This is a genomic window from Serratia sp. EWG9 (assembly GCF_019913725.1).
Lineage (GTDB): Bacteria > Pseudomonadota > Gammaproteobacteria > Enterobacterales > Enterobacteriaceae > Serratia > Serratia ureilytica.
The window spans coordinates 23,469-42,766 of sequence record NZ_JADNRO010000013.1 but is presented as its reverse complement, the minus strand read 5'-3'; the positions used below and the strand labels follow the sequence as shown (position 1 = coordinate 42,766).

Annotated in this window: 19 protein-coding genes; 5 read left to right on the top strand and 14 right to left on the bottom strand. The window is 58.9% G+C overall.

Annotated features, from left to right (window positions below; translation table 11 throughout):
* Positions 1–190: 190 nt before the first annotated feature.
* From ITX55_RS22075 to ITX55_RS22065, 3 genes are all read left to right on the top strand, one after another.
* A complete protein-coding gene (locus tag ITX55_RS22075; protein WP_164107125.1) occupies positions 191–916 on the top strand; it encodes a 4'-phosphopantetheinyl transferase superfamily protein in 726 nt (241 codons plus the stop codon).
* A gap of 161 nt (positions 917–1,077) precedes the next feature.
* Positions 1,078–1,644, top strand: a complete 567-nt coding sequence (locus ITX55_RS22070) for an NADPH-dependent FMN reductase (protein ID WP_033645148.1) — start codon at positions 1,078–1,080, stop codon at positions 1,642–1,644.
* A 76-nt stretch (positions 1,645–1,720) separates the two neighbouring features.
* A complete protein-coding gene (locus ITX55_RS22065) occupies positions 1,721–2,773 on the top strand; it encodes a hypothetical protein (protein ID WP_033645149.1) in 1,053 nt (350 codons plus the stop codon).
* A 35-nt stretch (positions 2,774–2,808) separates the two neighbouring features.
* Here the strand turns inward: ITX55_RS22065 and ITX55_RS22060 are convergent, their stop codons facing one another.
* The gene (locus ITX55_RS22060) at positions 2,809–4,146 is read right to left on the bottom strand and encodes an NCS2 family permease (RefSeq protein WP_033652325.1); all 1,338 of its coding nucleotides are present in this window, start codon (positions 4,144–4,146) and stop codon (positions 2,809–2,811) included.
* A gap of 235 nt (positions 4,147–4,381) precedes the next feature.
* On the opposite strand from ITX55_RS22060, the gene ITX55_RS22055 reads away from it, so the two are divergent.
* Both ITX55_RS22055 and yieH read left to right on the top strand, forming a co-directional pair.
* Positions 4,382–4,786, top strand: a complete 405-nt coding sequence (locus ITX55_RS22055; protein ID WP_089192389.1) for an NUDIX domain-containing protein — start codon at positions 4,382–4,384, stop codon at positions 4,784–4,786.
* A 46-nt stretch (positions 4,787–4,832) separates the two neighbouring features.
* A complete protein-coding gene (gene yieH, locus ITX55_RS22050) occupies positions 4,833–5,501 on the top strand; it encodes a 6-phosphogluconate phosphatase (protein ID WP_004933845.1) in 669 nt (222 codons plus the stop codon).
* On the opposite strand, the gene ITX55_RS22045 is transcribed toward yieH, so the two are convergent.
* From ITX55_RS22045 to atpG, 13 genes are all read right to left on the bottom strand, one after another.
* The gene (locus ITX55_RS22045) at positions 5,498–6,238 is read right to left on the bottom strand and encodes an amino acid ABC transporter permease (RefSeq protein ID WP_108680004.1); all 741 of its coding nucleotides are present in this window, start codon (positions 6,236–6,238) and stop codon (positions 5,498–5,500) included. The genes yieH and ITX55_RS22045 overlap by 4 nt on opposite strands.
* A 1-nt stretch (position 6,239) precedes the next feature.
* Entirely contained in the window at positions 6,240–6,953 is a 714-nt protein-coding gene (locus tag ITX55_RS22040; protein WP_033645154.1) for an amino acid ABC transporter permease, read from the bottom strand.
* A gap of 81 nt (positions 6,954–7,034) precedes the next feature.
* Complete coding sequence (locus ITX55_RS22035) at positions 7,035–7,874, bottom strand: ABC transporter substrate-binding protein (protein ID WP_025304747.1); 840 nt, start codon at positions 7,872–7,874, stop codon at positions 7,035–7,037.
* 168 nt (positions 7,875–8,042) lie between these two features.
* Entirely contained in the window at positions 8,043–8,777 is a 735-nt protein-coding gene (phoU, locus tag ITX55_RS22030) for a phosphate signaling complex protein PhoU (RefSeq protein ID WP_004933833.1), read from the bottom strand.
* Positions 8,778–8,788: 11 nt separating this feature from the next.
* Positions 8,789–9,559, bottom strand: a complete 771-nt coding sequence (gene pstB / locus ITX55_RS22025; RefSeq protein WP_016929614.1) for a phosphate ABC transporter ATP-binding protein PstB — start codon at positions 9,557–9,559, stop codon at positions 8,789–8,791.
* A gap of 54 nt (positions 9,560–9,613) precedes the next feature.
* A complete protein-coding gene (pstA, locus tag ITX55_RS22020) occupies positions 9,614–10,504 on the bottom strand; it encodes a phosphate ABC transporter permease PstA (RefSeq protein ID WP_019455481.1) in 891 nt (296 codons plus the stop codon).
* 1 nt (position 10,505) lies between these two features.
* Positions 10,506–11,462, bottom strand: coding sequence for a phosphate ABC transporter permease PstC (gene pstC / locus ITX55_RS22015; protein WP_004933822.1), 957 nt, complete (start codon positions 11,460–11,462; stop codon positions 10,506–10,508).
* Between the two features lie 91 nt (positions 11,463–11,553).
* On the bottom strand, positions 11,554–12,594 hold the full coding sequence (pstS, locus tag ITX55_RS22010; RefSeq protein ID WP_223085383.1) for a phosphate ABC transporter substrate-binding protein PstS: 1,041 nt from the start codon (positions 12,592–12,594) through the stop codon (positions 11,554–11,556).
* Positions 12,595–12,930: 336 nt separating this feature from the next.
* A complete protein-coding gene (glmS, locus tag ITX55_RS22005) occupies positions 12,931–14,760 on the bottom strand; it encodes a glutamine--fructose-6-phosphate transaminase (isomerizing) (RefSeq protein WP_089192391.1) in 1,830 nt (609 codons plus the stop codon).
* A 149-nt stretch (positions 14,761–14,909) separates the two neighbouring features.
* Entirely contained in the window at positions 14,910–16,283 is a 1,374-nt protein-coding gene (gene glmU / locus ITX55_RS22000; protein WP_033652327.1) for a bifunctional UDP-N-acetylglucosamine diphosphorylase/glucosamine-1-phosphate N-acetyltransferase GlmU, read from the bottom strand.
* A gap of 290 nt (positions 16,284–16,573) precedes the next feature.
* On the bottom strand, positions 16,574–16,993 hold the full coding sequence (locus ITX55_RS21995; RefSeq protein ID WP_004933814.1) for a F0F1 ATP synthase subunit epsilon: 420 nt from the start codon (positions 16,991–16,993) through the stop codon (positions 16,574–16,576).
* 20 nt (positions 16,994–17,013) lie between these two features.
* On the bottom strand, positions 17,014–18,396 hold the full coding sequence (gene atpD / locus ITX55_RS21990) for a F0F1 ATP synthase subunit beta (RefSeq protein WP_004933813.1): 1,383 nt from the start codon (positions 18,394–18,396) through the stop codon (positions 17,014–17,016).
* 32 nt (positions 18,397–18,428) lie between these two features.
* Complete coding sequence (atpG, locus tag ITX55_RS21985; RefSeq protein ID WP_004933811.1) at positions 18,429–19,292, bottom strand: F0F1 ATP synthase subunit gamma; 864 nt, start codon at positions 19,290–19,292, stop codon at positions 18,429–18,431.
* Positions 19,293–19,298: the final 6 nt, after the last annotated feature.

Below are 19,298 nucleotides of genomic sequence, written 5' to 3'. Positions count from 1 at the left end.
GCACGACCCCGTTACGCAACGCGATTTGAGGTCTGAATAACCTTCGCCTTGCATGCCCCCATCCCCTCCTGCACAGCGCAAAAGCCAACAAATCGGATAATCCGCATAGTGTTTTTTGATGATAAATCCTCAACTTAGTCTTAATCTAACACCCCTGCGTTCTTAGCGACCCTCTGTCATGGAGTGAACAATGGCGTGTCATTTTGCCCGATGGACCCCGGCCTCCGCTGTCCTGGATACCCAGAGACTCTCCGACGAAGTGATAGCCGCCACCCGCACCTTTTCCGTTAAGCGCCGCACGCGTTACCTGCAAGGGCGCATTCTGCTCGCCGAAATGATGTTTTACCTGTACGGCCTGCCGTCGCTTCCCCCTATAGCCACCACCCCGACCGGCCGCCCCTGCTTCGCCGATCATCAGCTGCCCGATTTTAGCCTCGCCTACGCCAGCAACACCGTGGGCGTGCTGCTCAGCGACGAAGGCAAAGTCGGACTGGATATCGAAGTGATGCGGGCGCGCGGCACCCGGCAAAGCGCGCTGCAACACGCGCATCAGACGCCGGCGGAAAGTGCCTGGATCGGCGCGCAGGACGATCGGCTGGAGGCGGAAACTCAGCTGTGGAGCATCCGGCAAAGCGTGCTGAAAATTTCCGGCCTGGGCAACAGCGGCCAGTCTACGCTGCGTCTGCATCCGTTCTCCGGGCACCTGCGCTCCAGCGCCACGCCGGACGTTCAGGTGATGAGCGACGCCGATGAATACCTAAGCTGGGCCTGCGCCGGCAGTCCCGGGCTGGATCGCCTGCTGTGCTGGCGCTACGAAGAGCGCCGCGGCCTGCACAAAGACGGGGAAATCTCGCCACGCAGCCCGGCGGCGTCCTCGCGCTTCGTCAAACTGACGGGCCTGAAGACGCCCGGTTAACGTGGCGCAAGGCGGATAAAGCCGTTTTTACCGCACGAATTTCTGCCGTAATTTGTAAAAACAGCTAAATGTTGAGCAATCGCCTATTCTCGACCCGAGCTTTAGCCTACTATTCGCCCATGTTGTCCGCTGAATCTGCTCATTCGAAAGGGAGAATCATCATGTCAGACCAAGCCTTAAAAATCGTCACTCTGCTCGGCAGCCTGCGCAAAGGCTCCTACAACGCCATGGTGGCCCGCGCTCTGCCAGGCCTGGCTCCGCAGGGCGTCACCATTGAAGCGCTGCCTTCCATCCGCGATATCCCGCTGTACGACGCCGACATGCAACAGGGTGAGGGTTTCCCTGCCGCGGTCGAAGCGATAGCAGAGCAGATCCGCCAGGCCGACGGCGTGATCATCGTCACCCCCGAATACAACTATTCCGTGCCCGGCGGGTTGAAAAACGCCATCGATTGGTTGTCTCGCTTGCCGAATCAACCGCTGGCCGGCAAGCCGGTGGCCATTCAAACCAGCTCGATGGGGCCCATCGGCGGCGCGCGCTGCCAGTACCACCTGCGCCAGATCCTGGTGTTCCTGGATGCGATGGTGATGAACAAGCCCGAGTTTATGGGCGGCGTGATCCAGAACAAGGTCGATGAACAGGCCGGCGAACTGAGCGATCAGGGAACGTTGGATTTCCTGACAGGCCAGCTGTCCGCGTTCAGCGATTTCATTCGCCGCGTGGAATGACGGTCTCGCGGCGCCCGCAGGGCGCCGCAACAGGACATGAAGTCCGCCAATTTATTGAAATTAAAGCCATAGCATCATGTATTTTTTCATTTTAGCGTTATTTTTCGTTTCCATCACCAGTCCCGCTTTCGCCGCAGACATGCGTTATCCCGCCGGTGAAGAGCCGCTGGAGCTGCCTGCGCACAGTGCGCTTAACGCCCAACTGTCGCGATCCGCGCAAAACCAGGAAGATAAAAAGCTGGGCGCCATGTCGCTGTACCTGACGCTGATGCGCGAAGACGGCCGCAACGTCTGGGCCCCCTACCAGCTGGCGGTATCGTCGGCGGAGAAAGGGCAAACCGAGCTGGCGGAGCGCTATCTGCAGCTGAGCGCCGATCGCGGCCTGTGGTACTACTACAATCTGCTGGAGGACGACGCCTTCAACAGCATCCAGCACTCCGCCACCTACCAATCCATTCTGGCCGCCACCAAAGCGCGCTATCTGCAGCACGCCCGCCGCTATGAAGGCAAAGCCAGCTACGCGATACCGGACGGCGAAGCGCCGCCCGAAGGTTGGCCAACGGTGATCTTCCTGCATACCTACGGCAAGGCCGCCGCCATCAGCCCCGAGGAACGGCTGCTGTTCGGCGAAATGGGCGTGGCCTATATCGAGATCAACGGCACGCAGATGTTGTCGGAAAACAGCTTCCGCTGGTCGAATTACAGCGACGAGAGCACCCAGGCCGCCCTTCAGCGTACGGTGCAACAGCTGGCTCCACAGTTAAAGCTGAACCCCCAACGGATTTATCTCAGCGCTCGCGGCCAGGGTGCGCTGCACGCCGCCAATCTGATCGCGAAGTACCCGCAGTTTTACGCCGGCGCGCTATTGATCGCCCCCAACGGCGAGATCAAGCCGGCCCAGCAGTCGCTGGCGGCGAAAAAGAAAATCGTGATGGCGTATTACGATCGGCAGAACTTCAGCGAGCAGGCGCTGGCATTGCACTTCGCCAATCTGTTCGGAGAGGATAATCAGGTTCAGACGCTGCACTTCGCCCAAGGGGAGGATGCCGCCGGCAGTTGGCAGGCGCGCTTCAGGCGGCCATTGCAATGGGTGCTGGATCGGGCGCCGGATGCAACGCCGGGAGTCTAGGGTTTCAGGGCCGACGGACGTCGGCCCTTTGGCTGTCAATGGCCGTCGACGAAAACGATCTTCAGCACGAACAGCAGCGCCACGACCACCACGCACGGGCTGATTTCACGCCAGCGGCCGGTGCCGAGCTTCATCACGCAGTAGGAGATAAAGCCGAGCGCAATGCCTTCGGTGATCGAGAAGCTGAACGGCATCATCACCGCGGTGACAAACGCCGGTACCGCTTCGGTCAGATCGTCCCATTTCACCCGCGCCAGGCTGGAGGTCATCAGCACGCCGACGTAGATCAGCGCGCCGGCAGCGGCATACGCCGGCACCATACCCGCCAGCGGCGACAGGAAGATCACCAGCAGGAACAGCAGGCCGGTGACCACCGCCGTCAAACCGGTGCGGCCGCCCACGGCGACGCCGGATGAGCTTTCGATGTAAGCGGTTACGGAAGAAGTGCCCGCCAGCGAGCCGGCCACCGAGCTGATGCTGTCAACGTACAGCGCCTGCTTCATGCGCGGGAACTTGCCCTGATTGTCGGTCAAACCGGCTTTATCGGTAACGCCGATCAGGGTGCCGGAGGAGTCGAACAGGTTCACCAGCATAAACGAGAAGATGACCCCGGCCAGCCCGATGTTCAGCGCGCCGGCCACGTCGACCTGGCCCACTACCGAGGTGATGCTCGGCGGCAAGGAGAACAGGCCGCCGTATTTCACGTCGCCCAGCATCCAGCCGATCAGGGTAGTGACCACGATCGATACCAGCACCGCCGCGTGGAAGTTGCGCGAAGAGAGCACGGCGATGATGAAGAAGCCAAGCGCCCCCAGCAGCACATTGTGCGAGGTCAGGCTGCCAATGGTCACCAGCGTGTCCGGGTTGGCCACCACGATGCCGGCGTTTTTCAGCCCCATCATGCCGATGAACAGACCGATGCCGCTGGTGATGCCGACCCGCAGGCTGACCGGAATGTTGGCGATCATCCAGTAGCGAATGCGGAAAATGGTCAGCAGCAGCAGGCCGACCGCGCCCCAGAAGATGGCGCCCATGCCCACCTGCCAGGAGATGCCCATCGCGCCGACCACCACGAAGGCGAAGAAGGCGTTCAGGCCCATCGCCGGCGCCAACGCCACCGGCAGGTTCGCCAGCAGGCCCATAAGGATGCTGCCGAAGGCGGCGATCAAACAGGTGGTGACAAATACCGCCTGGGTATCCATGCCCGCCGCGCCCAAAATTTGCGGGTTAACGAACACGATATACACCATGGTGAGGAAAGTGGTGATACCGGCAATCGTTTCCGTACGCGCCGTCGTGCCATGTTGCTTGAGTTTAAACACGCGCCCAAGCAAGCCTTGCTCAGCGTCAAGGCCAGATACTGGTTTGGTCATTATCAGAATTCCGAAAATGGGAATGGACAGTCGCCGGCTATCCTATAACAAAAAATGGGGCTTTTGACGCCGGTCACAGGTTTTTTTCGCCGTCTTTACGGCTAAACGCGTCAACGGCTTGTATTTACAGGCATTCATTCTCCATCACAGCCCGCCGCGTTGCCGTTTGCCGACACGGCCGATAAAATGGCCTATCGCATCTCTTACCCTACCCGCTAAAAAAACAGGAACCCGCATGTCTTCGACCCTTATCGATAAGCTCGCGTTGATCGCGCTGAAAGATGACAAAGTGGCGCTGGTGCGCTCGCACAACAAGACGCTGTTTTATGTGCCGGGCGGAAAGCGTGAAGCGGGTGAAACCGATGAGCAGGCGCTGTGCCGCGAAATCGACGAAGAGCTGACCGTTGCGCTGCAGCCGCAATCCATCGCGTTTTACGGCGAGTTCACCGGCCCGGCGGACGGCAAGCAGGACGGCACTCAGGTGCGCATTCGTTGCTACCAGGCCGACTTTACCGGGCAGTTGCAGCCGGCCGCCGAAATCGCCGAGCTGAAGTGGTGCGACAGCCGCGATCTGCCGCAGTGTTCACACGTCGCCGCGCTGATTTTGCACGATCTCAAGGCGCGTAGCCTGATCAAGTGATCGCTGAGCGGCCTCAGCGGCGTTAACCCGAAGGAACCTGTCCCGCATGAATCAGATTGACTGCATTTTGTTCGACTGCGACGGCACGCTGGTGGACAGCGAAGTGCTGTGCAGCAAAGCCTATGTCCATATGTTCGCCCGCTACGGCATTCATCTGTCGCTGGAAGAGGTATTCAAGAAATACAAAGGGGTGAAGCTGTACGAGATCATCGATCGGGTCAACGCCGAGCAGGGCACTGACCTGGCAAAAGAGACGCTGGAGCCGCTGTATCGGCAAGAAGTGGCGCGGCTGTTCGACAGCGAACTGCAACAGATTGCCGGCGCCCGCGAGCTGCTGGCGCAGGTGACGGTGCCCGTCTGCACCGTCTCCAACGGGCCGGTCAGCAAGATGCAGCACTCGCTCGGCCTGACCGGCATGCTGCCTTATTTTGATGACCGGTTGTTCAGCGGCTATGACATTCAGCGCTGGAAGCCGGATCCGGCGATCGTGTTTCACGCCGCCGAACAGATGCAGGTGCCGGTGACGCGCTGCATCCTGGTGGACGATTCGCCCGCCGGCGCGCAGGCCGGCATCAATGCCGGCATCCCGGTCTTTTACTTCTGCGCCGATCCGCATAACCCGCCGATCGACCACCCGCTGGTGACAACGTTTGACGACCTGGCTCAATTGCCCGCGCTGTGGCGCGAACGCGGCTGGCGGCTGACGGCCGATTAACTGGCCGGCAACGGCGGCTTGTTGCGCCACCAGCGCCAGGAGCGCTTCAGGCCGCGGGTTTGCGCGCCGAAACGGCGGTTGACCGCGTTGGCCAGCAGATCGAGCGCCAGGCAGAACACGAAATAGACCAGCGCCACGAACAGGAAGACTTCCATCGGGTAGACCATGCTGCGGTTGTTGACCTGGGTCGCCAGGAAGGTCAGTTCGCCAACGCCGACGATATAAGCCAACGAGGTGTCTTTGATCAGAGAAATCCACTGGTTGATGAACGACGGCACCATCATGCGCAGCGCCTGCGGCAGCACGATCATGCGCAGCGTCTGCCAGCGGGTCAGCCCCAGAGAAAGCCCGGCCTGCCACTGGCCGGGGCCGATCGCGGTGATGCCGGCTTTCACCGCATGGGCCAGATAGGCCGAGGCGATCAGCGCCAGCGCGCACACGACGGTGGTGATTTCCGGGATCTCGACGCCAAACACCATCGGCAACAGGAAATAGGTCCAGAAGATCAGCATGATGACCGGAATGGCGCGGAAAAAGCCCAACACCGCCGCCAGCAGCCCGGCGGCGATGCCGCGCGACATCGCCAGCGCCACGCCGAGCAGGGTGCCGAGCACCGCCGAGGCGACCCCGGCCATCAGACTGATCGCCAACGTCAGCGCCGCGCCGCCCAGCGGCCCATCCGGCCAGGTGCCCCACAGCAGGTAGCCCAGGTTGTCGTGAATCACGCTGAAATCCATCTCAATGCCCTCCCAGCGGTTTACGCTGTTGTCGCCACATGCCCCAGCCTTCCAGCAGCGCGATGATGGCGATATACAGTACCGTCGCCACGCCGAACGCCTGGAAAGTGCGCAGGGTTTCGGTTTCGACCTGACGCGAGGCGTAAGAGAGTTCGGCCACGCCGATCGCCATGGTCAACGACGAGTTCTTGATCACGTTCATGTATTGGCCCAGCAACGGCGGCAGCGCGATTTTCAGCGCCTGCGGCAGCACCACATAGCGCATCGCCTGCCAGCCGGTCAGCCCCAGCGCCTGAGCGGCATATTTCTGCCCGCCGGCGACGCCGCGAATGCCGGAGCGGATCTCTTCGGCGATAAAGGCGGTGGAGTACAGCGTCAGGCCGAAGAAACCGGCGAGAAACTCGAATGACGGCCACTCAAGCGGGCCAACCTGATGGGCGCTGTTCAGCCACTGCATGGCGGCGGACGGCAGGATCTGCCCGGCGGCGAAGTACCAGAAGAACAGCTGCACCAGCAGCGGCGTATTGCGAAACAGCGAACTGTACCCCATCGCCAGCCAGCGCAACGGCCGCAGGCTGCTGTCGCGCATCGCCGCCAGCACAAAGCCCAACAGCGTAGCCGCCAGCCCCGCACAGGCGGAAAGCCACAGCGTCAGCAGAAAACCGTGCCACAGCCAGCTCAGGTATTGCGGCGCCAGCAGCCAGTCCAGGTTCATGTTCAATCCTTGTCTTGCAGAATGCATCAGGGGCGCAGCAAGCTGCGCCCCTCCGTGCCTATCTCACCGCAAGCGGTTAAGTCAGGCTTTTGGTTGCTGATCCAAAGGCGCGATTTTGAAATCGCCGCGCGGCTGGGCGGATTTGGTTTCCGGCCCGAACCAGCGATCGTAAATCTTAACCGCTTCGCCGTCTTTTTCCAGCTTGATCAGCGTCTCGTTCACCGCAGCGGTCAGGCGATCTTCACCCTTGGGAATACCCACGCCCTGATACTCTTTGGTCAGGCTGAACGGCGAAATTTCAAACTCCGCCTTTTGCGCCGCCGGCAGGTTGCCGAGCAGGCCGACCAGCTTGGCGTCGTCCTGAGTGATCGCCTGCACGTTGCCGTTACGCAGCGCCACGAACGCCAGTGGGGTATCATCGTAGGAGATCACTTTCGCCGTCGGGAAACGCTCGCGCAGGGTGATTTCCTGTACCGTGCCCTTATCCGCGCCGATGCGCAGCTTCTTGATGTCTTCCGGCGTTTTCAACACGCCTTTGCGGGCGATGAATTTCTGGCCAGTGGCGAAGTACGGCACGCTGAAGTTCACTTCCTTGGCGCGCTCGTCGGTAATGGTGAAGTTGGCGGCAATCAGGTCAACCTTCTTCGACACCAGCAGCGGAATGCGGTTGGCCGGGTTGGTGGCGCGCAGCTCCACTTTCACCCCCAGCGCTTTGCCGATCGCGTCGGCGACATCCACATCGTAGCCCACCAGCTTCTTGCTCTGCGGATCGATGTAGCCGAACGGCGGGTTGCTGTCGAACACCGCGATGCGCACCACGCCGGCTTGCTTGATATCGTCAAGTTTGTCCGCGTGCGCGGCGCCGGCGGCGAAACCGGTCAGACTGGCTAACAACGTTAAGGCCAAAGCGCGATGTTTCATAGAAAGCTCCTAAGTGGTTGATGTCCTGCTGGCGGATAAGCTAGCAAGCGCCACATAGGTCAGGAAATAATATAAAAAGCTATATTTATAACCTTTTTATCTTTACGCGCTTAAGATGGAATAAAGGCGCGGGAAACCGCGCCTTGGAAGGATATTACCCGGAAAGGGTTAGTCGTCTTTTTCGTCTTTACCGCCCGGAGACAGCAGCTTTTCCAGGGCGTCGCCGCCCAAATGACGGAAATCCTGTCCTTTGACGAAATAGAAGATAAATTCGCAGATGTTCTGGCAGCGATCGCCGATACGCTCGATAGAACGGGCGCAGAACAACGCGGTCAGCACGCTCGGAATGGTGCGCGAATCTTCCATCATGTAGGTCATCAGCTGACGCACGATGCCTTCGTATTCCTGGTCGACCTTTTTATCTTCACGGTAAATACGGATCGCTTCGTCCAGATCCATGCGCGCGAACGCGTCCAGCACGTCGTGCAGCATCTGCACGGTGTGGCGCCCCAGCGACTCCAGGCTGACCAGCAGCGGCTGGTGCTGGTGCGAGAACTTCTCCAGCGCGGTGCGGCAGATCTTGTCCGCCACGTCGCCGATGCGTTCCAGCTCGGAAATGGTTTTGATGATCGCCATCACCAGACGCAGATCGCTGGCGGTCGGCTGGCGCTTGGCGATAATGCGCACGCAGGCTTCGTCGATCGCCACTTCCATCATGTTGACCTTGGCGTCGCCTTCGATCACGCGCTTGGCCAGCTCGCCATCCTGATTGTGCATCGCGGTGATGGCGTCGGTCAGCTGCTGCTCCACCAGCCCGCCCATGGTCAGCACCTGGGTGCGGATATGCTCGAGCTCTGCGTTGAACTGGCCGGAAATGTGTTTGTTTAAATTCAGGTTATCCATGATGCTTCCTATCAACCATAACGGCCAGTGATGTAGTCTTCAGTCTGCTTTTTCTGCGGCGCAGTGAACAGGTTATCAGTATCACTGAACTCGATCAGCTCGCCCAGATACATAAATGCGGTAGAGTCGGAGCAGCGCGCCGCCTGCTGCATGTTGTGCGTCACGATCACCACGGTGTAATCAGCCTTCAGCTCGCTGATCAGCTCTTCAATCTTGCCGGTTGAGATCGGATCCAGCGCCGAGCAAGGCTCATCCAGCAACAACACTTCCGGACGAATGGCGATGCCGCGGGCGATGCACAGACGCTGCTGCTGGCCGCCGGAGAGGCTGTAGCCGCTCTGGTGCAGCTTGTCCTTGGTTTCGTTCCACAGCGCCGCTTTGGTCAGCGCCCACTGCACGCGTTCGTCCATATCAGCGCGCGACAGCTTTTCAAACAGGCGAACGCCGAAGGCGATGTTGTCGTAAATCGACATCGGGAACGGCGTCGGCTTCTGGAACACCATGCCGACCTTGGCGCGCAGCAGCGCGATATCCGAGTTGTCGGTCAGGATATTCTGGCCGTCCAGCAGAATGCCGCCTTCCGCTCGCTGTTCCGGGTACAGCTGGTACATCTTGTTGAAGGTGCGCAGCAGGGTGGACTTGCCACAGCCGGATGGGCCGATAAACGCGGTGACCTTATTCTTGGCGATATCCAGCGTGATGTTCTTCAGCGCATGGAATTTGCCGTAGTAGAAGTTCAGATCGCGTACCTGAATTTTGCTGCTGGAAGCGTCAGTAACCATACTCATCAAGACTTCTCTCTTTTCATCAGCGCCGCCAAAGCGGCGCTCAAAATTTTATGAATGCTTTTTCTTGGCGAAAATCACGCGCGCCAGGATATTCAGTAACAGTACGCACAGGGTGATCAACAGCACCCCGGCCCAGGCCAGCTGTTGCCATTCGGCGAACGGGCTCATGGCGAATTTGAAGATGGTCACCGGCAGGTTGGCGATCGGCTGCATCAGGTCGGTGCTCCAGAACTGGTTCGACAGCGAGGTGAACAGCAGCGGCGCCGTTTCCCCCGCAATGCGCGCAATCGCCAGCAGCACGCCGGTGATGATGCCGGACACCGACGCCTTCAGCGTGATGGCGGAAATCATGCGCCATTTCGGCGTGCCCAGCGCATAAGCGGCCTCGCGCAGCGTATCCGGCACCAGCTTCAGCATGTTCTCGGTGGTGCGAATGACGATCGGCACCTGCAGCAGCGCCAGCGCCACGATGCCGGCCCAACCGGAGAAGTGTTCCATCTTCGCCACCACAATGGTGTAAACGAACAGGCCCACCACGATCGACGGTGCAGACAACAGAATATCGTTGATAAAGCGGATCACTTCCGCCAACCAGGATTTACGTCCGTATTCCGCCAGATAAATACCGGCCATGATGCCCAGCGGCGTGCCGAAGATGGTCGCCCACAGGATCAACAGCCCGCTGCCGGCGATGGCGTTGGCCAAGCCGCCGCCCGCGGTGTTCGGCGGCGGGGTCATCTCGGTGAACAGCGCCAGCGACATGCCGTCGAAGCCTTTGGTCACGGTGGCGATAAGGATCCAGATCAGCCAGAACAGCCCGAACGCCATGGTCGCCATCGACAGGAACAGCGCGAGGCGGTTTTTCTGCCGGCGCCAGGCCTGCATTTTGCGGCGGCTTTCCGCCAGAACGACTGCGTTTTGCATATCCATCGTCGCCATGTTAACGCCCCTCATTCTTGGCCAGACGCATGATCATCAGTTTCGACAGCGCCAGCACGATAAAGGTGATAACAAACAGAATCAGGCCCAGCTCCATCAGTGCGGCGGTGTGCACGCCGGACTCGGCTTCGGCGAATTCGTTGGCCAGCGCCGAGGTGATGCTGTTGCCCGGCATGTACAGCGAAGCGCTGTCGAGCTGGTAGGTGTTGCCGATGATAAAGGTTACCGCCATGGTCTCCCCCAGCGCTCGGCCCAGACCCAGCATCACGCCGCCGATGACGCCGTTTTTGGTGAACGGCAGCACGATGCGCCAGATGACTTCCCAGGTGGTGCAGCCGATGCCGTAGGCCGACTCTTTCATCATTACCGGCGTCTGTTCGAACACGTCGCGCATCACCGCGGCGATGTAAGGAATGATCATGATAGCCAGGATAACCCCGGCGGCCAGAATGCCGATGCCGAAGGCCGGGCCGGAGAACAACTCGCCGACGATAGGAATGCCCGACAGCACTTCGCCCACCGGCGTCTGGAAATATTCGGCGAACAGCGGGGCGAACACGAACAGGCCCCACATGCCGTAGACGATGCTCGGGATGGCCGCCAGCAGCTCAATGGCGATGCCCAGCGGCCGCTTCAACCAGTTCGGCGCCAGTTCGGTCAGGAACAGCGCGATGCCGAAACTCACCGGCACGGCGATAATCAGCGCGATGAGCGAGGTGACCACGGTGCCGTAGATAGGCACCAGCGCGCCGAACTGCTCCGCCGGCGCATCCCACTCTTTGGTCCACAGGAAGGCGAAGCCGAATTTCTGCATGCTTGGCCAGGAGGCGAAGATCAGCGAAACGATGATGCCGCCCAGCAACAATAGGGTAATCAGCGCAGCCAGTCTCACCAGCGCGCTGAAAATGATGTCACCGTTTTTGCCCGGTGCTTTGATGGTCGGCTTGTACTCAGCCATAGATTACTCTCTGTTTGAACCCTGGCAGCCCCAACCGGGATCGGAGCCTGAAGAACTGTGTGGGGCGCGGCGAACCCGCGCCCCTGCGTTGTTAGTACAGCGCTTTACCTGAACTGTCTTTTACGTTGGTTTTCCAGGCCGCACGCACCTGCTCAACCACTTCTTTCGGCAGGGTGGCGTAATCCAGTTCGTTAGCCTGCTTGCCGCCGGTTTTGTAGGCCCAGTCGAAGAACTTCAGCACTTCGGCGCCCTGAGCAGGGTTTTTCTGCTCTTTATGCACCAGGATGAAGGTGGTGGAGGTGATTGGCCACACGTTGTCGCCTTTCTGGTCAGTCAGATCCTGAGCGAAGGTTTTGCTCCAATCCGCACCCTTGGCGGCGTTGCTGAAGCTCTCTTCGGTCGGGCTGACCGGTTTGCCGTCGGCGGACACCAGCTTGGTGTAAGCCAGGTTGTTCTGCTTGGCGTAAGCGTATTCTACGTAGCCGATAGAGCCAGGCAGACGCTGAACGAAGGCGGCGATGCCGTCGTTGCCTTTGCCGCCCAGACCGGTCGGCCAGTTAACGGTAGAACCGGCGCCGATCTTCTCTTTCCACTGCGCGTTCACCTTGGACAGGTAGCTGGTAAACACGAACGAGGTGCCGGAACCGTCGGCGCGGCGCACCACGGCAATGTTCTGGTCAGGCAGTTTCACGCCTGGGTTCAACTTGGTGATAGCCGGATCGTTCCACTTTTTGACGTTGCCCAGGTAGATATCGCCCAAGGTTTTACCGTCCAGCGTCAGTTCGCCGGATTTGATGCCCGGGATATTCACAGCCAGCACCACGCCGCCGATCACGGTCGGGAACTGGAACAGGCCATCGGCCGCCAGTTTGTCGTCAGACAGCGGGGCGTCGGAAGCGCCAAAGTCAACGGTGTTGGCTACGATTTGCTTCACGCCGCCAGAGGAGCCGATGCCCTGATAGTTAACTTTGTTGCCGGTTTCTTTCTGATAAGAATCTGCCCACTTGGCGTAAACCGGAGCGGGGAATGTCGCACCTGCACCGGTCAGGCTGGCAGCAGCGAACGCGGACATGGCGGTCAGGGAGAAGGTCGCTGCCACAATACTGGCGACGGTGGTACGCATCAGTTTCATAATCCCTCCTAATGGGATACTTAAAATCGACGTCGAGTCGTTTTAATCAGAGTAAGTATTGCTGCAGGAGGGAAAATAGGACAGTTTGGTGACAGAAAAATGTACGCAATATGACAGTTATATTACAGTGCGTTTGAATGGGGTTTGTTTATTTAAAAATCAATCAATTAACTCAAAAATAGCGCAATTGCCAAACAACAAAAAAACCGTTTGGGCACGGCCTATCCGCTTGAATATGACAATGTTTATCGCCGAATCGGTCGCGCTGTCATCTTTAAGGTCGCTCATGAAAAAAGCCGGCGCGAAGGCCGGCTTTTGCAGTTTACCTGCGGCAGGTTACTCTACGGTGACAGACTTCGCCAGGTTGCGCGGTTGGTCAACGTCGGTGCCCTTGATCAGCGCCACGTGGTAAGACAGCAGCTGCAACGGCACGGTGTAGAAGATCGGCGCCACGATTTCCTCAACGTGCGGCAGAGGAATGATGGTCATGCCTTCGCTGCTGACGAAGCCGGCGTCCTGATCGGCGAACACGTACAGCTGACCGCCGCGCGCGCGCACTTCTTCAATGTTGGACTTCAGCTTTTCCAGCAGTTCGTTGTTCGGCGCCACCACGATCACCGGCATATCGGCGTCGATCAGCGCCAGCGGGCCGTGTTTCAACTCACCCGCCGCATAGGCTTCAGCGTGAATATAGGAGATCTCTTTCAGCTTCAGCGCCCCTTCCATGGCGATCGGGTACTGATCGCCGCGGCCGAGGAACAGCGCATGATGTTTGTCCGAGAAACCTTCCGCCAGCGCTTCGATCTCTTTATCCATCGACAGCATCTGCTCAATACGCGCCGGCAGCGCCTGCAGGCCGTGCACAATCTCCTGCTCCACGCTTTCCGCCATGCCTTTCAGACGGCCCAGGCGCGCCACCAGCATCAACAACACGGTGAGCTGCGTGGTAAAGGCTTTGGTCGAAGCAACGCCGATTTCCGTGCCCGCTTTGGTCATCAGCGCCAGATCGGATTCGCGCACCAGCGAAGACCCCGCAACGTTACAAACGGCCAGCGAACCGAGATAACCCAGCTCTTTGGACAGACGCAGCGCCGCTAACGTGTCGGCGGTTTCGCCGGACTGCGACAGGGTGATGATCAGGCTGCCCGGACGCACCGCCGATTTGCGGTAACGGAATTCGGACGCGATCTCGACATCGCACGGCACGCCGGCCAGCGCTTCGAACCAGTAACGCGCCACCATCCCGGAGTGGTATGAAGTCCCACAGGCGATGATCTGCACGTGCTGCACCTTGGCCAGCAGCTCGTCGGCGTGCGGGCCCAGCTCGCTCAGGTTGATTTGGCCATGGCTGAAACGCCCTTCCAGGGTGTTTTTCAGCGCCAGCGGCTGTTCGTAGATCTCTTTTTGCATGTAGTGGCGGTAAGCGCCCTTGTCGCCGGCGTCATACTGCACCTGGGATTCGATCTCAGGGCGCTCGATGGCGTTACCCTGTTTGTCGAAGATGTTGACGGTGCGGCGAGTCACCTCCACTACATCGCCTTCTTCCAGGAAGATGAAGCGACGGGTGACCGGCAGCAACGCCAACTGATCGGAGGCGATGAAGTTTTCCCCGACGCCGCGGCCGATAACCAGCGGGCTGCCGGAGCGCGCCGCGACCAATACGCTCGGATCGCGGCTGTCCATCACCACGGTGCCGTAAGCGCCGCGCAGCTGTGGGATCACGCGCTGAACCACGTCGAGCAGCGTACCGCCCTGCAGCTGTTCCCAGTGCACCAGGTGCGCGATCACTTCGGTGTCGGTTTCAGAGTTGAAGCGGTAACCGCGTTCGATCAGCAGTTCGCGCAGCGGCTCGTGGTTTTCGATGATGCCGTTATGCACCACGGTAATGTAGTCGGAAACATGCGGGTGCGCGTTCGCCTCGGTCGGTTCACCGTGCGTTGCCCAACGGGTGTGAGCGATGCCGGTGCCGCCGTGCAGATCGATCTGCTCCGCCGCTTCGGCCAGTTTTTGCACCTTGCCTACGCGGCGCAGGCGACTGACGTTACCCTGCGAGTCGACCACCGCCAGACCGGCGGAGTCATAACCGCGGTACTCGAGACGGCGTAAACCTTCCAACAGAATTTCTGCGATATCACGTTGCGCTACTGCGCCTACAATTCCACACATCAGTTGTATTCCTAATGAACGTCCTTCGTGGACGTTTTCGATGCCTTGACCTGATTTTTGCCGGTTTTACCGTGCGTCCCCGAGCCTGTAGATGGTGGGGTTATTATGTTTTGTATTGGGCTCGTGAATAGAGCCCAACGCAAAACACACTATGGCTTCTTCTTCACCGGGCGCTGCCAGCCCTGAATATGCACCTGCTTGACGCGGCTCAGGACCAGTTCGTTTTCGGCGATATCTCGCGTCACCGTGGTGCCGGCGGCAATGGTGGAGCCTTTGCCGACCGACACCGGCGCCACCAGTTGAGTATCGGAACCGACGAACACGCCATCGCCGATCAGCGTCTTGTGCTTGTTGGCGCCATCGTAATTGCAGGTGATGGTGCCGGCGCCGATATTCACGTCATCGCCAATGTCGGCATCGCCCAGGTAGCTGAGGTGACCGGCCTTGGAGCCTTTGCCCAAACGCGCCTTTTTCATTTCCACGAAGTTACCGACGTGGGCCCCTGTTGCCAGCTCCGCGCCAGGGCGCAGGCGGGCGAACGGCCCCACGGTGCAGTCGGCTTCCAGCACGCTGTCTTCCAGTACGCTGTAAGGACTGATCTCGCAGTCATCACCGATCACGCAGTTTTTCAGCACGCAGCCGGCGCCGATTTTCACCCGGTCGCCCAGCTTGACGTGACCTTCGATAATCACATTCGCATCAATAGTGATGTCGCGGCCGTGAACAAGTTCACCGCGCAGGTCGAAACGCGCCGGATCCAACAGCATTACGCCGGCCAGCAGCAGTTTTTCAGACTGTTCCGACTGGAACACGCGCTCCAGGGTCGCCAGCTGCAGACGGTTGTTCACGCCTTCCACTTCGCTCAAACGCGACGGGTGCACGGCTTCGATTTTCTTGCCGTCGGCATGCGCCAACGCAATGATATCGGTGATGTAAAACTCGCCCTGAGCGTTGTCGTTGTTCAACATCCCCAGCCAGCGCTTCAGATCGCGCCCATTCGCCACCAGGATGCCGGTATTGATCTCATTGATCTGACGCTGCGCTTCGCTGGCGTCCTTGTGTTCGACGATGCCCACCACGTCACCCTGCTCGCGCACGATGCGGCCATAGCCGCTCGGGTCGTCCAGCTTGACCGTCAGCAGGCCGATGCCGCCCTGCGGCTTGGCCGCCAACAGGCGCTGCAGCGTATCCACGGAGATCAACGGCACGTCGCCATACAGCATCAATACGTCTTCATCGTCGGCAAAATGCGGCGCCGCCTGCTGCATCGCATGGCCGGTACCCAATTGCTCGGCCTGCAGCACCCAGTTCAGCGCGCCCTCGGTCAGCGTGCTTTTCAGCAGATCGCCGCCGTGGCCGTATACCAGGTGTACATGTTGCGCGCCCAGTTTCATCGCGGCATCAATGACGTGTTGCACCATCGGCTTGCCGGCCAACGGATGTAAGACCTTGGGAAGATCGGAATACATGCGTGTTCCCTTGCCCGCGGCGAGGATAACCACGCTCATTGCGCTGTTCGACATAAGCAACCTGATAACTCCATTTTGATAGACGAAAGTAAAACCGTTTAGCGGCGATATTACTACATATTTCTCTGCACGAACCCGGCGCAGGCCGCGTGGGCCTTGGCCTGCCGCTATCGCGGCCAATTCGACGCTGGGACGAAAAAACTGTCGGCGATCGGCGACGTTTCTTTCCCGATATCAGGGGTTATACACCACTCTGTACGCCGGGCTGAAATGCTTATTTTAAAGTAAAAAAAAAGCGACCCTATAGGCCGCTTTCTTAAAGTTGGGTGCTCTGCACCCAAACATTACATCGCTTTTCTGGTGAGCTCGATAACGCGCAGTTTTGCGATCGCTTTCGCCAGTTCAGCGGATGCCTGAGCATAGTCGACATCGCCATGAGAGCTGCGAATGTGTTCTTCAGCTTTACGCTTAGCTTCCAACGCTCTCGCTTCGTCGAGGTCAGTACCACGGATAGCAGTGTCCGCCAGCACGGTAACCACGCTCGGCTGCACCTCGAGGATGCCGCCGGACAGGTAGATGAACTCTTCTTCACCGTGCTGCTTAACAATACGCACCATGCCAGGCTTGATGGCAGTCAGCAGCGGCGCATGGCCAGGGAAGATCCCCAGTTCACCTTCGCTGCCTGTCACCTGGATCTTCTGCACCAGGCCGGAAAACATCTGTTTTTCCGCGCTGACTACATCCAGATGGTAAGTCATAGCCATATCACCCTCCTCTCAAGGCGTTACAGTTTCTTGGCTTTTTCCACTGCTTCTTCAATGGTGCCAACCATGTAGAACGCCTGCTCCGGCAGGTGGTCATAGTCGCCGTCCATAATGCCTTTGAAACCACGGATGGTGTCTTTCAGCGATACGAACTTGCCCGGAGAACCGGTGAAGACTTCTGCCACGAAGAACGGCTGAGACAGGAAGCGTTGGATCTTACGCGCACGGGATACGACCAGTTTGTCTTCTTCAGACAGCTCGTCCATACCCAGGATCGCGATGATATCTTTCAGTTCCTGGTAGCGTTGCAGAATGGACTGCACGCCACGCGCTACGTCGTAGTGCTCCTGGCCAACGACCAGCGGATCCAGCTGACGGCTGGTGGAATCCAGCGGGTCAACGGCCGGGTAGATACCCAGAGAAGCGATGTTACGGCTCAGTACCACGGTTGCGTCCAAGTGCGCAAAGGTGGTGGCTGGAGACGGGTCAGTCAAGTCATCCGCAGGAACGTAAACGGCCTGTACGGAAGTGATGGAACCGGTCTTGGTCGAGGTGATACGTTCTTGCAGAACGCCCATCTCTTCCGCCAGCGTCGGCTGATAACCTACCGCGGATGGCATACGGCCCAGAAGTGCGGACACTTCGGTACCGGCCAGGGTATAACGGTAGATGTTGTCAACGAACAGCAGAACGTCACGGCCTTCGTCACGGAATTTCTCCGCCATGGTCAGACCGGTCAGCGCAACGCGCAGACGGTTACCTGGTGGCTCGTTCATCTGGCCGTAAACCAGGGATACTTTGTCCAGAACGTTGGAGTCGGTCATTTCGTGGTAGAAGTCGTTACCCTCACGAGTACGCTCGCCCACGCCCGCAAACACGGAATAACCGGAGTGCTCGATCGCGATGTTACGGATCAGCTCCATCATGTTTACGGTTTTACCTACGCCCGCACCGCCGAACAGACCGACTTTACCGCCCTTGGCGAATGGACAAATCAGGTCCATTACCTTGATACCGGTTTCCAGCAGTTCCTGGGAGCTGGACAGCTCTTCGTAGCTTGGCGCCGCGCGGTGAATCGCCCAACGCTCTTCTTCGCCGATGTCGCCTTTCATGTCGATGGGTTGACCCAATACGTTCATGATACGACCCAGGGTAGCTTTACCCACCGGCACTTCAATCGGGTGGTCCAGGTTGTTCACTTTCAGACCGCGACGCAGACCGTCGGAGGTCCCCATTGCGATACAGCGAACCACGCCACCGCCCAGCTGTTGCTGAACTTCCAACACCAGTTTTTCGGTGCCGTTTTCTACCTCAAGGGCGTCGTACACTTTTGGTACGGCATCCTGAGGGAACTCGACGTCCACCACGGCGCCGATTACCTGGATAATCTTTCCAGTAGCCATCTTGAATCCTCTACGTAATTCGTAAACCTAGCTTAAACCGCGGAGGCTCCCGAAACGATCTCGGTGAGTTCCTGAGTGATGCTGGCCTGACGCGCCTTGTTGTATACCAACTGCAGCTCTTTGATCAGGCTACCGCCGTTATCGGTTGCGGCTTTCATCGCGACCATTCGTGCGGCCTGCTCGCTGGCCAGGTTTTCCACGACGCCCTGATAAACCTGCGACTCCACATAGCGGCGCAGCAAGGTATCAAGCAGCACTTTTGGATCCGGTTCATACAGGTAATCCCAAGGCGTTTTCTTCAGCTCTTCGTCATCGGCTGGCGGTAACGGCAGCAGCTGAAGCACCTGCGGCTCTTGGGACATCGTATTAACAAATTTGTTGCTGACAATGTACAGCTTGTCCAAACGACCTTCGTCGTAGGCCTGCAGCATCACTTTCACCGGCCCGATCAGATCCGACAGGGAAGGTTTATCCCCCATGCCGGTCACCTGGGCAACCACGTTGCCGCCCACGGAACCAAAGAAAGAGGCCGCTTTAGAGCCAATCAGCGCCAAATCGGTTTCGACGCCTTTTTCGGACCAGGCTTTCATCTCCGCCAGCAGCTTTTTGAACAGGTTGATGTTCAAGCCGCCGCAGAGACCACGGTCAGTAGACACCACCAGATACCCAACGCGCTTAACGTCACGCTCATCCAGGTACGGGTGCTTGTACTCCAGATTCCCTAACGCAAGGTGACCAATCACTTTGCGCATGGTCTCTGCATAAGGACGGCTGGCCGCCATGCGATCCTGCGATTTACGCATTTTGGAGGCGGCGACCATTTCCATCGCTTTAGTGATCTTTTGCGTGTTTTGCACGCTAGCGATCTTACTACGTATCTCTTTTGCGCCGGCCATCTCTGC

Excerpts from the sequence above, each read along its gene's own strand:
- ITX55_RS22075 (WP_164107125.1), top strand. The coding sequence starts at position 191 with ATGGCGTGTCATTTTGCCCGATGGACCCCGGCCTCCGCTGTCCTGGAT.
- ITX55_RS22070 (WP_033645148.1), top strand. The coding sequence starts at position 1,078 with ATGTCAGACCAAGCCTTAAAAATCGTCACTCTGCTCGGCAGCCTGCGC.
- ITX55_RS22065 (WP_033645149.1), top strand. The coding sequence starts at position 1,721 with ATGTATTTTTTCATTTTAGCGTTATTTTTCGTTTCCATCACCAGTCCC.
- ITX55_RS22060 (WP_033652325.1), bottom strand. The coding sequence starts at position 4,146 with ATGACCAAACCAGTATCTGGCCTTGACGCTGAGCAAGGCTTGCTTGGG.
- ITX55_RS22055 (WP_089192389.1), top strand. The coding sequence starts at position 4,382 with ATGTCTTCGACCCTTATCGATAAGCTCGCGTTGATCGCGCTGAAAGAT.
- yieH (WP_004933845.1), top strand. The coding sequence starts at position 4,833 with ATGAATCAGATTGACTGCATTTTGTTCGACTGCGACGGCACGCTGGTG.
- ITX55_RS22045 (WP_108680004.1), bottom strand. The coding sequence starts at position 6,238 with ATGGATTTCAGCGTGATTCACGACAACCTGGGCTACCTGCTGTGGGGC.
- ITX55_RS22040 (WP_033645154.1), bottom strand. The coding sequence starts at position 6,953 with ATGAACCTGGACTGGCTGCTGGCGCCGCAATACCTGAGCTGGCTGTGG.
- ITX55_RS22035 (WP_025304747.1), bottom strand. The coding sequence starts at position 7,874 with ATGAAACATCGCGCTTTGGCCTTAACGTTGTTAGCCAGTCTGACCGGT.
- phoU (WP_004933833.1), bottom strand. The coding sequence starts at position 8,777 with ATGGATAACCTGAATTTAAACAAACACATTTCCGGCCAGTTCAACGCA.
- pstB (WP_016929614.1), bottom strand. The coding sequence starts at position 9,559 with ATGGTTACTGACGCTTCCAGCAGCAAAATTCAGGTACGCGATCTGAAC.
- pstA (WP_019455481.1), bottom strand. The coding sequence starts at position 10,504 with ATGGCGACGATGGATATGCAAAACGCAGTCGTTCTGGCGGAAAGCCGC.
- pstC (WP_004933822.1), bottom strand. The coding sequence starts at position 11,462 with ATGGCTGAGTACAAGCCGACCATCAAAGCACCGGGCAAAAACGGTGAC.
- pstS (WP_223085383.1), bottom strand. The coding sequence starts at position 12,594 with ATGAAACTGATGCGTACCACCGTCGCCAGTATTGTGGCAGCGACCTTC.
- glmS (WP_089192391.1), bottom strand. The coding sequence starts at position 14,760 with ATGTGTGGAATTGTAGGCGCAGTAGCGCAACGTGATATCGCAGAAATT.
- glmU (WP_033652327.1), bottom strand. The coding sequence starts at position 16,283 with ATGTCGAACAGCGCAATGAGCGTGGTTATCCTCGCCGCGGGCAAGGGA.
- ITX55_RS21995 (WP_004933814.1), bottom strand. The coding sequence starts at position 16,993 with ATGGCTATGACTTACCATCTGGATGTAGTCAGCGCGGAAAAACAGATG.
- atpD (WP_004933813.1), bottom strand. The coding sequence starts at position 18,396 with ATGGCTACTGGAAAGATTATCCAGGTAATCGGCGCCGTGGTGGACGTC.
- atpG (WP_004933811.1), bottom strand. The coding sequence starts at position 19,292 with ATGGCCGGCGCAAAAGAGATACGTAGTAAGATCGCTAGCGTGCAAAAC.